At 74.8% G+C, this 12,414-nt stretch carries 12 protein-coding genes; 6 read left to right on the forward strand and 6 right to left on the reverse strand.

Translation table 11 applies throughout. The annotated features are described in order from the left end of the window. Nucleotides 1-2: 2 nt before the first annotated feature. Complete coding sequence (locus RM445_RS17545) at nt 3-965, reverse strand: 5'-3' exonuclease (protein WP_311557594.1); 963 nt, start codon at nt 963-965, stop codon at nt 3-5. Nucleotides 966-1,180: 215 nt separating this feature from the next. Here RM445_RS17545 and RM445_RS17550 point away from each other — a divergent pair, with 215 nt between their 5' ends. Then, nucleotides 1,181-2,323: a M24 family metallopeptidase gene (locus RM445_RS17550; protein WP_311557595.1), complete on the forward strand. Its 1,143-nt coding sequence runs from the start codon at nt 1,181-1,183 to the stop codon at nt 2,321-2,323. A 91-nt stretch (nt 2,324-2,414) separates the two neighbouring features. On the opposite strand, the gene RM445_RS17555 is transcribed toward RM445_RS17550, so the two are convergent. Next, the gene (locus tag RM445_RS17555) at nt 2,415-3,458 is read right to left on the reverse strand and encodes a GDSL-type esterase/lipase family protein (RefSeq protein WP_311557597.1); all 1,044 of its coding nucleotides are present in this window, start codon (nt 3,456-3,458) and stop codon (nt 2,415-2,417) included. Between the two features lie 210 nt (nt 3,459-3,668). Between RM445_RS17555 and RM445_RS17560 the strand changes: the two genes are divergently transcribed. Continuing rightward, nucleotides 3,669-3,860 carry a PspC domain-containing protein gene (locus tag RM445_RS17560; protein WP_311557598.1) on the forward strand — a complete coding sequence of 64 codons (192 nt, stop codon included), beginning with the start codon at nt 3,669-3,671 and terminating at the stop codon, nt 3,858-3,860. 29 nt (nt 3,861-3,889) lie between these two features. Here the strand turns inward: RM445_RS17560 and RM445_RS17565 are convergent, their stop codons facing one another. Then, on the reverse strand, nt 3,890-5,071 hold the full coding sequence (locus RM445_RS17565) for an acyl-CoA dehydrogenase family protein (protein ID WP_311557599.1): 1,182 nt from the start codon (nt 5,069-5,071) through the stop codon (nt 3,890-3,892). A 74-nt stretch (nt 5,072-5,145) separates the two neighbouring features. Here RM445_RS17565 and RM445_RS17570 point away from each other — a divergent pair, with 74 nt between their 5' ends. From RM445_RS17570 to RM445_RS17585, 4 genes are all read left to right on the forward strand, one after another. Continuing rightward, the gene (locus RM445_RS17570; protein WP_311557600.1) at nt 5,146-5,838 is read left to right on the forward strand and encodes a winged helix-turn-helix transcriptional regulator; all 693 of its coding nucleotides are present in this window, start codon (nt 5,146-5,148) and stop codon (nt 5,836-5,838) included. 214 nt (nt 5,839-6,052) lie between these two features. Continuing rightward, nucleotides 6,053-6,877 carry a PIG-L deacetylase family protein gene (locus tag RM445_RS17575; RefSeq protein ID WP_311557601.1) on the forward strand — a complete coding sequence of 275 codons (825 nt, stop codon included), beginning with the start codon at nt 6,053-6,055 and terminating at the stop codon, nt 6,875-6,877. A 127-nt stretch (nt 6,878-7,004) separates the two neighbouring features. Beyond that, a complete protein-coding gene (lnt, locus tag RM445_RS17580; protein ID WP_311557603.1) occupies nt 7,005-8,657 on the forward strand; it encodes an apolipoprotein N-acyltransferase in 1,653 nt (550 codons plus the stop codon). Beyond that, nucleotides 8,650-9,435, forward strand: coding sequence for a polyprenol monophosphomannose synthase (locus RM445_RS17585; RefSeq protein ID WP_311557605.1), 786 nt, complete (start codon nt 8,650-8,652; stop codon nt 9,433-9,435). The genes lnt and RM445_RS17585 overlap by 8 nt, the downstream gene beginning before the upstream one ends. A 107-nt stretch (nt 9,436-9,542) precedes the next feature. Here RM445_RS17585 and RM445_RS17590 read toward each other — a convergent pair whose 3' ends face one another. From RM445_RS17590 to RM445_RS17600, 3 genes are all read right to left on the reverse strand, one after another. Further along, on the reverse strand, nt 9,543-9,887 hold the full coding sequence (locus tag RM445_RS17590; protein WP_311557606.1) for an RNA polymerase-binding protein RbpA: 345 nt from the start codon (nt 9,885-9,887) through the stop codon (nt 9,543-9,545). A gap of 248 nt (nt 9,888-10,135) precedes the next feature. Then, nucleotides 10,136-11,449 carry an MFS transporter gene (locus RM445_RS17595; RefSeq protein ID WP_311557608.1) on the reverse strand — a complete coding sequence of 438 codons (1,314 nt, stop codon included), beginning with the start codon at nt 11,447-11,449 and terminating at the stop codon, nt 10,136-10,138. 25 nt (nt 11,450-11,474) lie between these two features. Beyond that, nucleotides 11,475-12,356: a glycerophosphodiester phosphodiesterase family protein gene (locus RM445_RS17600; RefSeq protein WP_311557609.1), complete on the reverse strand. Its 882-nt coding sequence runs from the start codon at nt 12,354-12,356 to the stop codon at nt 11,475-11,477. Nucleotides 12,357-12,414 lie beyond the last annotated feature (58 nt).

Consider the following 12,414-nt stretch of genomic DNA (forward strand, 5'->3'; position numbering starts at 1 on the left):
AACTAGCGGCCGCCTGCCACCGCCAGCGCCGCGACCAGCCGCTCCACCGTCCCGCCGAGGGCCCACCGCTCCGCGAGCTCCGCCAGCCGGTCCGGGTCCACCGGGGCGGCCGGGACCGCGTCGGGGCGGCCCATCCGGACGGGGGCGTCGAGCGCCACCCGCACCACCGGCTCGACCACCGCGAGATACGGCCCGGCCGCGACGAGCTTGCTGCGGACCGGCGGGCTGATCCGGGTGTCGGACCGGTCGTCCACCGCCGCACGCAGCTCGTCCCACGACCCGAACCGGCCCACCAGCGTCGCCGCGGTCTTCGCGCCGATCCCCGGCACGCCCGGCAGCCCGTCCGACGGGTCGCCGCGCAGCATCGCCATCTCCGCGTACGCCGCACCCGCCCGCGCAGCCGGCACCCCGTACTTCGCCGCGACCTCCGGCGGCCCGAGCGTCTCCGCCTTGGACAGCCCGCGCCCGACGTAGATCAACCGCACCGGGGTCGGCTCGTCGCGGACGACCTGCATGAGGTCGCGGTCGCCGCTGACCACCGCCACCGGATCGGTCTTCTCGGTGGCGCACAGCGTGCCGATCACGTCGTCGGCCTCGTGGCCGTCGGCACCGGCCGTGGCCAGCCCGGCCGCAGCGAGCACGTCGAGGATCACCGGTACCTGGGGGCTCAGCGTGTCCGGCACGACCTCCGGGATCCCCGCGGGAGCCGTCTCGGGGTTGCCGGCAAGCCGGTGCGCCTTGTACGACGGCAGCGCATTCACCCGGAACGCCGGCCGCCAGTCCAGGTCCAGACACGCCACGAGCCGGCCCGGACGACGCTCGGTGAGCAGCCGCGACACCATGTCGGTGAACCCGCGCACGGCGTTGACCGGCGTCCCGTCCGGAGCTGTGATCGACTCCGGCACCCCGTAGAACGCGCGGAAGTACAGGCTGGCGGCGTCGAGCAGCATCAGCGGTCCGGGCACGGCCCGCAGTGTGCCAGTGCGGCCGCTCCGGGTGCCGCTCGGTCATGCGAGGCAGGGTGTGCGGGCCCACCTGGGGGTGCGACAGCCTACTCGCCGCGCCACGCGATGTGACCGCGTGCAGCGGCCCCCAGCGGCCTGCCAGGGCCCTGGGCAGGCGCGGAGGATCTCCGCCGGGTGGGCGGGATGACACACGGTGTCGGGGCATACTGCGGCATATGACTTCGCGGGGCATGTCATCGGCCGTTCCCACCGCGCTGCTCGCCGACCGCATCCGGCGGGCGGGCGAGGTAGCCGCCGAGCACGGCGTCGATCTCCTGCTGGTCACCCCGGGCACCGACCTGCGGTACCTGCTCGACGCCGACGGCGCCAGCCACGAGCGGCTGACGTGCCTGGTGCTCGCCGCGGCCGGGCACCGCGCGCCGCCCGCGCTGGTCGTGCCCCGGCTGGAGGCGCCGGGCTGGGCGCACCTCCCGCTGGACGAGCTCGGGGTCGAGGTCGTCACGTGGAACGACGGCGAAGACCCCTACCTGCTGGTCAGTGACCTCGCCGGCGGCCCGACCCGGCTCGCGGTGGCCGACGAGATGCCCGCACGCCACGTGTTCGGGCTGCGCGAGGCCCTGCCCGAGGCCGCGCAGTACCTCGCCGGTCCGATCGTGACCGAGCTGCGGATGCGCAAGGACGCCGCGGAGGTGGATGAGCTCCGCGCCGCGGGTGCGGCGATCGACCGGGTGCATGCCCGCATGGGCGAGTTCCTGAAGGCGGGCCGCTCCGAGGCGCAGGTCGGCGCGGACATCGCCGCGGCGATCGTCGAGGAGGGCCACACGGAGGCCGCCTTCGTCATCGTCGGATCGGGCCCGAACGGCGCCAGCCCGCACCACGACGTGTCGGACCGGGTGATCGAGAGCGGCGACGTCGTGGTCGTCGACATCGGTGGCCCCCTGCCGAGCGGCTACTACTCCGACTGCACCCGCACCTACGCCGTCGGCGCCGAGCCGCCCGCCCGCGTGCAGGACGCGTACGCGGCGCTGCAGGACGCGCAGGAGCGGGCCGTCGCCGCGGTGCGGCCCGGGGTGACGGCCGAGCAGGTCGACGCGGTCGCCCGGGCCCGGCTCACCGACGCGGGGCTGGGGGAGCGGTTCCTGCACCGCACCGGCCACGGCATCGGGCTCGACGTGCACGAAGACCCCTATATCGTCGGCGGCAACACGCTGGCCCTCGAGCCCGGTATGGCGTTCAGCGTCGAGCCGGGGGTGTACCTCGACGGCGACTGGGGCGCCCGGATCGAGGACATCGTGGTGGTGACCGACCACGGCTGCGAGCGGCTCAACAACCGCCCGCACGACCTCGTCGTCCTGTAGCCGGTGCATCCGACGAGCGGGCCGCTCGGCGCATAGGTCCCGACGAACGGGCCGCTCGTCCGATGCGGACGCGCCGGGGTACGTCGGCGGGTCAGGCGGCGGCCGTCGCCGGGGGCGACGGTGCGACGTGCAGGTGGCCGTCCACGCCCGCCCGGCACGTCGCGGCGTCACCCGACATGCGCAGGAACTCCCCGACGCAGCGGCCCAGCTCGGCGTGCCCGGCGGCCGACGGGTGGAACGACTCCTGGGCCAGGTGCACCCCGAACGCGTCGAGCCCGCCGTACACCCACGCCGCCGGGTCGACGGTCAGCCGCCGCTGCCACTCGTCGGCGGCGACCACCCGGCTGCACGCCTCGCGGCCCTCGGTCGCCCGCGACAGGTCCAGGAACCGGGCTCCGGACCGTCCGGCCACCTGCCGCAGGGCCACCGACAGCCGGGGGAACGCCTCGGTGCGCGCCCACGCGGCGTCCACACGGCTGTACGGGCAGCCCTGCAGGGCGGGGGCGCCGACCATGCGCTCGGTGACCGGGGCCGCGTAGGAGGCCAGCACCAGCGTGTAGCCGGAGTCGGTGTAGCCCGCACGACGCATCGCCGCCCGCACGTCGGCCACCGCCGCCTCCACCCTCGGGGCCATCGCGGCGACCCGCGAGGACCACTGCGGCCCGACCGTCTCCCGACAGTCCGGCACCGCGGGGTCGAGGAACGCGCGAATGCAGGTGATGCCGGTGGGCACCAGCGCCGGGTCGTCGTTACCGCCGACCTGCAGCACGACGGCGGTGACGCGCACCTCCCGGGCCAGCGCACCCAGCCGCTCCGCCTGGGAGGCCTCGCCGTAGCGGCGGCCGCCGCCCAGGGCGACGTCGGCGGACCGAGCGCCGGAGCAGGCCAGGTTCACCGACTTCTCGGCCGCACCCAGCTGGTGCACGTAGGCGTGCGGGGAGCGGTGGCACCAGTTGCCGGCCTCGCCACGGGTTCCGGGCTCGTAGTCGCCCGCCCCCTCCCCGGACGCGGCGCTGTCGCCCAGGGCGACGACCGTGCTCGGGCCGGCGGGTGCCGCCGTCGCCGGGGCCGCGAGCAGGACGCACGCCGCGGCGGCGAGCGCGGAGACGGCGGCGGCGCGCCGGGGGAGGGACACGGCCGCGACGGTAGAGCGGCCGTGCCCGGGCCTCCAGAACGTTCACCCGACCCCCGGACGACACCACCCGATACGGGACGAGCCACCCCGGACGGATCGCCCGGGAACCCGGGAGCCGTCTCCGGGCGTTCCCCGAGGTGACGGCCTCCCGCATCGCGCAGGATGGACGTCGGCGGCGAGATCCGCCGTCACCTGTGAAAGGAGCCCTCGGTGGCATCGACGACCCTGACCCGGCCGCGGCAAGGGGCCGTGATCGCCGGAGTGTGCGCCGGCCTCGCGGAGCGGTTCGGCTGGAGCCCGTTCGCGGTCCGGCTCGTGTTCCTGCTGTCGTGCCTGCTGCCCGGGCCGCAGTTCATCGTCTACCTGGTGCTGTGGGTGATCATGCCCCGCCGCCCGTACTGAGGCGAGGTGCAGAGGTCGGGGCCAGTCGCTCAACGAGAAGTGCTCTCGTGGTTCCCCGACCTCGGGACCTCGATGAGCGCCCGCTCGCCGAGCAGGGTGAGCGTCGCCTCGGGGGTCAGCGGGTGGAACGGGCCGCCGCGCACGTCGCGGTAGGCCCGCTCCAGCGGTGAACGCCGGTAGAACGCCGCCCCGCCGGCGACCTCCAGCGCGGTGTCGACCACGGCACGCGCCTCCACGACGGCGTGCCGCTTCGCCGTCATCACCGCGGCCAGCGTCGCCTCGTCGAGCGCCGGGTCGTCGCCCATCTCGGCGACGGCGCCGAGCAGCGCCCACTGCGCCACCTGCAGCCGCGCCCGCATCTCCCCGATCTGCCGGACAGTTGACGGCCCGGGCTCACCGCGACGCCCCGCCACCCGCACCGCCTCAGCACAGGCACCGCGCGCAACCCCGAGGTAGGCGGCCCCGGCCACCGGCGCGAAGTGGATCGCCGCGGCCAGCAGGGGACCGGTCAGCACGCCGTACGGGCGCTGCCCGACCACCTTCTCCGCCGGCAGGAACACACCGTCGAACACCACGTCGTGGCTGGCGGTGCCCCGCATGCCCAGCGTGTCCCAGGTCTCGACGATCGAGACCCCCGGCGCCGACAGCGGCACCCCGGCGTGCAGCACGACGGCGTCGGGCCCCGGCTCGCCGAGCGTCGCGGACGTCGAGATCACCGAGGCGACCGGCGCCTGGGTGCAGAACTGCTTGCGCCCGTCGAGCCGGTACCCGCCCGGCACGGCCACGGCGGTCGTGGACGGGCAGACCCAGTCGGAGCCGCCGCTGGTGGCCAGCACCAGGCGGTCGTCGGCGACCTTGCGCAGCACGCCTTCGGCGTCGGGTGCACCGCGGCGCCACCGCCAGCGCTGCACGAGCGTGAGGTACAGGTGCATCGCCGCGGCCAGCGCCGCCGCACCGGAGCGGCTGCCGAGCTCCTCCTCGGCGAGCACCACCTGCCGCATCGAGGCGCCGAGGCCGCCGAGCTCGACGGGAACGGGCAGGCGCAGGTAGCCGCAGGCGTGCATCTCGTCGTAGGCCTCGGTCACGAAGCTGGCGTCGCGGTCGTGCCCGGCGTCGAACTCCGCGGCGACGCGCCCCACGCGGGCGGCGAGGGCCACGACGTCGTCGTCGGTGACGGTGGTCTGGACAGGGGCGGAAGTAGTCGTCGTCATGCGGCGAGGGTTCCGCCGTACGGATTCACCGGATAGTTCTGTATCTGCACCGGTGTCGGGTCCATCATCGATACGTGTCGCGCTACGGCCAGTACTGCCCGATCACCCGCTCGCTCGAGGTGCTGGGCGACCGGTGGACGCTGCTGGTCGTCCGCGACCTCCTGGTCGGGACGCGGCGGTTCAACGAGCTCGCCCGGGGCCTGCCGGGCATGTCCCGCGGGCTGCTGTCCAAGCGGCTGGACCAGCTCGAACGCGACGGTCTCGTCGAGCGCGCCGACGGCGGCTACCAGCCGACCCCCGCGTGCGAGGAGCTGCGCCCGCTGATCTTCGGCCTGGCCGAGTGGGGCGCGCGGTGGGCGTTCGGTGAACCGCGGGCTGACGAGCTGGACCCGACGGTGCTGATGTGGTGGATCCGGGCCGGCATCGACCCCGAGCGGCTGATCGACGCCGCGCCCGGCGGCGAGCGGGCCGTGCTGCACGTGCGGGTGCCCGACGCCCGCCGGAGCCGGTTCTGGTTCGTCGCCACGCCCGGTGACGTGTCGCTGTGCTTCACCGACCCCGGCTTCGAGGTCGACGTGACCCTGGAGTCGCAGCTCGGCGTGCTCTACCAGATCTGGCTCGGTGCGCTGGCGCTGCCCGACGCGGTGCGCAGCGGCCGGGTGACACTCACCGGCCCGCGCGAGGCGGTACGCCGGCTGCCCGGCGCGCTGAAGCTCAGCCCGGCCGCTCCGTACGTCGAGCGGGCCCGGGTCGCGGCCGGCCGATAGCTGTGGTCGATCACTGGTGGCAACACATTCGGGTCAACCCCCGCGCGGTGCCACCACCCGTTGTGGCACACTACGCCCCGTGATCGTCCGGACCAGCCCGCCGCTCGGCGCCGGCTGCTGTCCGGGGTGCTGTCGCTGTCGTTGTCACAGCTGACGCCCCCGGTCCCGTCCGACACCGCCGCACCCGCGGCCCGCACGAGTCTGCGATCACCTCATGAGCGCCCCTGAGCTGCCCCGTACCTCCCCGCTCCTGCCCACACCGGATCTCTCGGGCCAGACCGTCCTCGTCCTGCACGCACACCCCGACGACGAGGCGATCTTCACCGGCCTGACGCTGCGCCGCCTCGCCGACGCCGGCGCGCGCACCGTCCTGGTCGTCGCCACGGACGGTGACCTGGGCGGGTCGCGGGTCCCGCTGCGGCGCGGCGAGACCGTCGGGCAGCGGCGCCGCGCCGAGCTTGAGGAGGTCGCCGGGATGCTCGGCGTGGCCCGTCTCGTGCTCCTGGGTCACCGCGACTCCGGCCTGCCGGGCTGGCCCGACGCCACGCACCGCCGCGCGCTGGCCGCGGCGGACCCGCTGGCGCTCGCCCGCCGCGTCGCGGAGATCGCCGACGCCGAGGGCGCCGGCACCGTCGTGCACGACGACGAGCAGGGCATCTACGGCCACCCGGACCACCGCGCGACCTGGCGGATCGGTTCGACGGCCGCCGAGATGGTCGGGGCCACCGGCTACGCGGTGACCATCGACCGCGAGCACCTGCACGTCGTCGCCCGCGACCTGCACCTCGTCCACGGGGCGGCCCGAGCGGCCGCCGTGGGCTACGGGCGGGTCACCGCGGAGATCGCGCTGGCCGTCTCCGGCACCGCGGCCGACCTCGAGCACAAGCGGGCGGCGATCCTCGCCCACGCGAGCCAGGTCGGCCCCGACGACGTCCCGCAAGACACCTTCGCGGCGGCGTACGGCTACGAGTGGTACCGCCGCACCGGTGCCCCGGGGGTGCTCGACCACCTCGGCAACGCCCACCTCGTCGCCGTCTGACCGCTCGCCGCCGATGTAGCGAAAGCGGCGTTCGGTGCGTTCAGTGCACCCAAAGCCGCTTTCGCTCCATCCGGCCGCCCATCCGGCGTGCGCCCGGCCTGCCGAACGGGCCACGTACGCTCATCCTGTGGCAGCCCCGACCGCCGACCCCGCGGCCTCCGGCCGCGTCCGGCGCTGGGCGCGGCGCCCCGGGCGGCCCCTCGCGACCTACCTGGCCCGCCTCACCGCCGCGGCGGGCGGCGGGGTGCTGCTCTACTTCGGGTTCGCCCCGAGCACCCAGTGGTGGCTCGCGCTGCCGGCCTTCGGGCTCCTCGGTGCCACCCTGCACGGCCGCCGCGCCCGCGCCGGGTTCGGTTACGGCGCGCTGTTCGGGCTCGGCTTCCTGCTGCCGCTGCTGCGGTGGACCGGCATCTACGTCGGCTCGGTGCCGTGGCTGGCGCTCTCGGCGGCCGAGGCCGTCTTCATCGGGGCCGCGGGTGCCGGGATGGCCGTGGTGTCGCGGCTGCGCGGAGCGCCCCTCTGGGCGGCCGCGGTGTGGGTCGGCGCGGAGGCGCTGCGCGCCCGGGTGCCGTTCGGCGGGTTCCCGTGGGGGAGGGTCGCCTTCGGCCAGCCCGACGGGCCGCTGCTGCCCGTGGCGGCCGTGGGGGGCGCACCGCTGCTGTCGTTCGTCACGGTGCTGGCCGGGCTCGCGCTGGGGGAGGCCGGGCGGCGCCTGGCTCGGGGCGAGATGCGGGCCGCCGCCGTCCCCGCGCTGCTCGCCCTCGCCGCGCTGGCCACCGGGCCGCTGTCCGCGTTGCTGCTGCCCGCCGGGGCTCCTCCCGTGCGGACGGTCACGATCGCCGCCGTGCAGGGCAACGTGCCGCGCCTGGGCCTCGACTTCAACGCGCAGCGCCGCGCGGTGCTCGACAACCACGTGCGGGTCACCGAGCAGCTCGCCGCGGACGTCGCCGCCGGTCGCCGACCCCGTCCCGACGTGGTGCTGTGGCCGGAGAACGCCTCCGACATCGACCCGCTGCGCAACCCCGACGCCGCCGCCGCGATCGACCAGGCCGCCCGCGCGGTCGGGGTGCCGATCGTGCTGGGCACCGTCCTGGCCGGCGCGCCCGCTCCCGACGGCACTCCCACCGCGACGAACTCGGTGCTGGTCTGGCAGCCCGGGGTCGGGGTCGTCGACCGGACCGACAAGCGGCGGGTGCAGCCCTTCGGCGAGTACCTGCCGTGGCGGCCCTTCTTCCGGCTCCTGTCCGACTACGCCGACCGGGCCGGGAACTTCGTGCCCGGAACGGGTGCCGGGGCGGTCGACGCGGCCGGAATCCGCGTGGGGATCGCGATCTGCTGGGAGATCGCCTTCGACGACCTGGTCGCCGAAAGCGTCGCCGCGGGCGCGCAGGTGCTGGCGGTGCCGAGCAACAACGCCACCTTCGGGCGCAGCGACATGACCTACCAGCAGCTGGCGATGTCGCGGGTGCGCGCGGTCGAGCACGACCGGGCCGTGCTCGTGGTGACGACGAGCGGGGTCAGCGCCACGATCGCGCCGGACGGCACCGTCACCGCCACGACCAGCAGCTTCACCCCCGATGTCCTGGTCGCCGCAACGCCGCTGCGGGCCACCACTACGCTCGCAGATCGGCTGCGGGGTGCGCCCGAGGGGATGTTGCTGGCAGCCGGACTGGTCGGGGTCGGGTTGGCCCGCATCGGGACGGCAGGGCGCGCGACCCACGGGCTCGCACGACGACGGGGCGCGGGGCGGGCGCGGGCAGGAGAGGACGAGAATGGCTGAGGGGCCGGCGGGGTCGGTGCTGGTGGTGATCCCGACCTACAACGAGCGGGACAACCTCGAGCCGTTGTTGGCGAGGATGCACGCCGTCGTGCCCGACGCCGACGTCCTGGTCGTCGACGACGGCAGCCCGGACGGCACGGGGGAGCTGGCCGACAAGCTCGCGGCGGACGACTCGCGTGTGCGCGTGCTGCACCGCACCGCCAAGGAGGGGCTGGGCGCGGCCTACCTGGCCGGGTTCGCCGTCGCGCTGCAGGGCGAGCACCGGGTGATCGTGGAGATGGACGCCGACGGCAGCCACGCGCCCGAGGACCTCCCGACGCTGCTCGCGGCGCTCGAGGGCCCGGACGGGGCGGACGTCGTGCTGGGCTCGCGGTACGTGCCCGGCGGCAAGGTGGTCAACTGGCCCGCCTACCGCAACTGGATCTCGCGGACCGGCAACCTGTACTCCCGGCTCGCGCTGGGGGTGCGGATCCGCGACATCACCGGCGGGTTCCGCGCGTTCCGCCGCGAGGTGCTGGAGACGTTGACCCTGCACGAGGTGGAGTCGCAGGGCTACTGCTTCCAGATCGACCTCGCGTGGCGGGCGCTGCAGTCCGGGTTCCGCGTCGTCGAGGTGCCGATCACGTTCACCGAACGCGAGCGGGGTTCGTCGAAGATGAGCAACGCGATCGTCGCCGAGGCGCTGTGGAAGGTCACCCAGTGGGGCGTGGAGCGTCGCTGGCGCCAGCTGCGTCGGCGGGCGACACCGGTCGACACGGGGAACTACACCCGGAGATGACGAAAGGGCCGGACCTGTGCGGTCCGGCCCTTCGTGTCTCGCTGTCTTCCGCAGGCTGTGCGGCCCCTGCCCGAAGACGATCCGCCCCCTCGGCGATCCAGCCTTTGTCAGGCGATCTCGGCGCGTCGCTCCGCGAGCAGTTCGAGGCGCTCGTTGAGGAGCACCTCCAGGTCGGCGACCGAGCGGCGCTCCAGGAGCATGTCCCAGTGCGTGCGCGGGGGCTTGACCTTCTTCTGCTCGGGCGGCGCGCCGTCGACCAGGCGGGAGATGCTGCCGTGCAGGCGACACTCCCAGGTGGCCGGGATCTCGGCGTCGTTCGCGAACGGCACGTCGAACTCGTGTCCGCGCGGGCAGGCATAGCGCATCGACTGCCGCGGCGCGAGGTCGTGGTTGCGGTCGGTCTCGTAGCTGACGGCCCCGAGCCGGCTGCCACGTAGCACGCGGTCGGCCATGGCTTTCCTCCCGTTCCTGCTCCGAGGGGATCTCCCTCGGACACAACACCAGGTGTAACGTCGGCGTTGCTGTCGTTTCTTCCCGTGGTGGGTTCCTGCCGTCGGCGCGTCGACACGTGCCGGCGACATGGCTGCGCCCTGAATTCTGAGTGTGCCCCACGCGAACGACTCCCACACCTGAATGTGACGTGTTACGCCACGATGACGCTGGTCACGAGATGGTCACCGACCGTTCACACAGGGTTCGTTCAGCCCGCAGAAGTCGTGGCCGTGTCGACGGGTGGCCGCACTGGCCACAGCGCGGCGAGCCCGGCCGCGAGCACCACGATGATCCCGACGATGCCGGCCCGGTCCGAGCCGAAGGCGTAGGTGAACACGCCCACCAGCGTCGGTGCCAGGAACGACACGGCCCGCCCCGTGGTCGCGTACAGCCCGAACATCTCGCCCTCGCGCCCGGGCGGCGCCAGCCGGCACAGGTACGTCCGCGACGACGACTGCGCAGGCCCCACGAACAGGCACAGTCCCAGCCCGAACACCCAGAACGCGGCGGGACCCGAGACGAACAGCAGCACGGTCGCGCAGGCGATCATGCCGAGCAGCGAGCCGACGATGACGACCTTCGGCCCGGCCCGGTCGTCGATGCGCCCGGCGGTCAGCGCGCCGAGGGCGGAGACGACGTTCGCGACCACCCCGAACACCAGCACGTCGCCCTGGCCGATCCCGTACACGGTCACCGCGAGCACCGCGCCGAAGGTGAACACCGCCGCGAGCCCGTCGCGGAACAGCGCCGACGCCCCGAGGAACCACACGGTGTGCCGGTCGGCCCGGTAGAGCACGCGCAGGTCGTGCGCCAGGGCGCGGTAGGAGGCGACGATCCCGGCCGCCGGGCGGCGGTCAGGGGCCGGCGGCGGCTCGGGCACGGCCACCAGCACCGGCACGGCGAACACGGCGAACCACACCGCCGCCACCAGCGCGACGAGCCGGATGTTCCAGCCGTCCGCCACCGGGACGGCCAGCAGTCCGCGCAGCGGGCCGTCGCCCGCGATGAACCCCAGGTAGACCGTGAGCAGCAGGACGATCCCGCCGAAGTAGCCCATGGCCCAGCCGAACCCGGAGACCCGGCCCATGGTCGCGGGCGTCGAGACCTGCCGCAGCACCGCGTTGTACGACACCGACGCCAGCTCGAAGAAGATCGACCCGAGTCCGAGCAGCACCAGCCCCAGCGCCAGGTAGCGGTGGTCGTCGCGGACCGCGACGAGCCCCGTCATGGTCACCACGGTCGCCGCCGTCCACACCGCGACGGAGCGGCGCCGCCGTCCCGCGGCGTCCGCCCGCGCCCCGAGCACCGGGGCCAGCACCGCGAGCACCAGCCCGGCCAGCCCGATCGACCACGCCAGCCAGCTGTTGGCGCTCACCCCGCCCGGCAGGTCCGCACCCACGGTGTCGGTGAGGTACACCGAGAACACGAAGGTCAGGATCACCGTGTTGTAGGCCGCGGAGCCCCAGTCCCACAGTCCCCAGGCCAGCACCTGGCCGCGGGTCGCCGGGCAGGCTGCGGTCATGCCGGCCAGCCTAGGACCCGTGCCGCTACGACCAGGTGCCGCGGGACCGGAGCAGCTCACGCAGCAGGTCGGGGCGGTCCGTGATGATGCCGTCGGCGCCCGCGTCGAGCAGCCCGGCCATCACGGCCGGGTCGTCGACGGTCCACACGTGCACCTCGCGGCCGCTCCCGTGGGCGACCCGCAGCACGTCGGCGTCGACGACGGTCAGCCCGGCGAAGCGGTGGGGGAGCTGGGCGAGGTCGCCACGCACCACCGGGGCCAGCCTCGTGCGTCGACGGGTACCGGGCCGCGTCCCGCCGTGGCCGTCGCGGTCCGGGCGGCCGCGTCCCGGGCGCGCCCAGCCGTGCAGGCGGAGCCCGACGACGGAGGTGTGGCCCATCGAGGTGAACAGCGGTGCGCCGCCGGCCGCAGCCAGCCGGCGGGCCATCCGCAGCCACGGGTCGTGGTAGCCGGCCAGGCACACGCGGTGCCACGCGTCGAGCCGGGCGAGCACGTCGAGTACCGGGCGGACCGCTGCGCCCGACTTGAGCTCGACGGTGATCCGGGTGTCGGGCAGCGCCTCGAGGACCTGGTCCAGGTGCGGGATCGGCTCCTGCCCGTACGGGCCGCGGACCCGCACCCGGGACAGTTCCGCGGCGGTGCGGGCGGCGAGCGGACCGGAGGCGTCGGTGGTGCGGTCCAGGGAGCGGTCGTGATGGACCACGGCGACGCCGTCGGCGGTGGCGTGCACGTCGAGCTCGAGGTAGGAGTACCCCTCGGCGACGGCCCGGCCCAACGCCACCGTGGTGTTCTCCAGCCCGGCGAGCTCGTCGAGATGCCAGCCGCGGTGGGCGTAGGCGCGGGGGTACGGGCCGGCGAGGTACGGGTGCAGGACCGGCGCATGCCCTGGCCGTCGGGACACCGGCATGGCATCAGCGTACGGGTCCGCCGACGGAGCGAATGCCGCATCCCGGGCGGGACGTGGC

This window comes from Pseudonocardia charpentierae (assembly GCF_031845345.1).
Lineage (GTDB): Bacteria > Actinomycetota > Actinomycetes > Mycobacteriales > Pseudonocardiaceae > Pseudonocardia > Pseudonocardia charpentierae.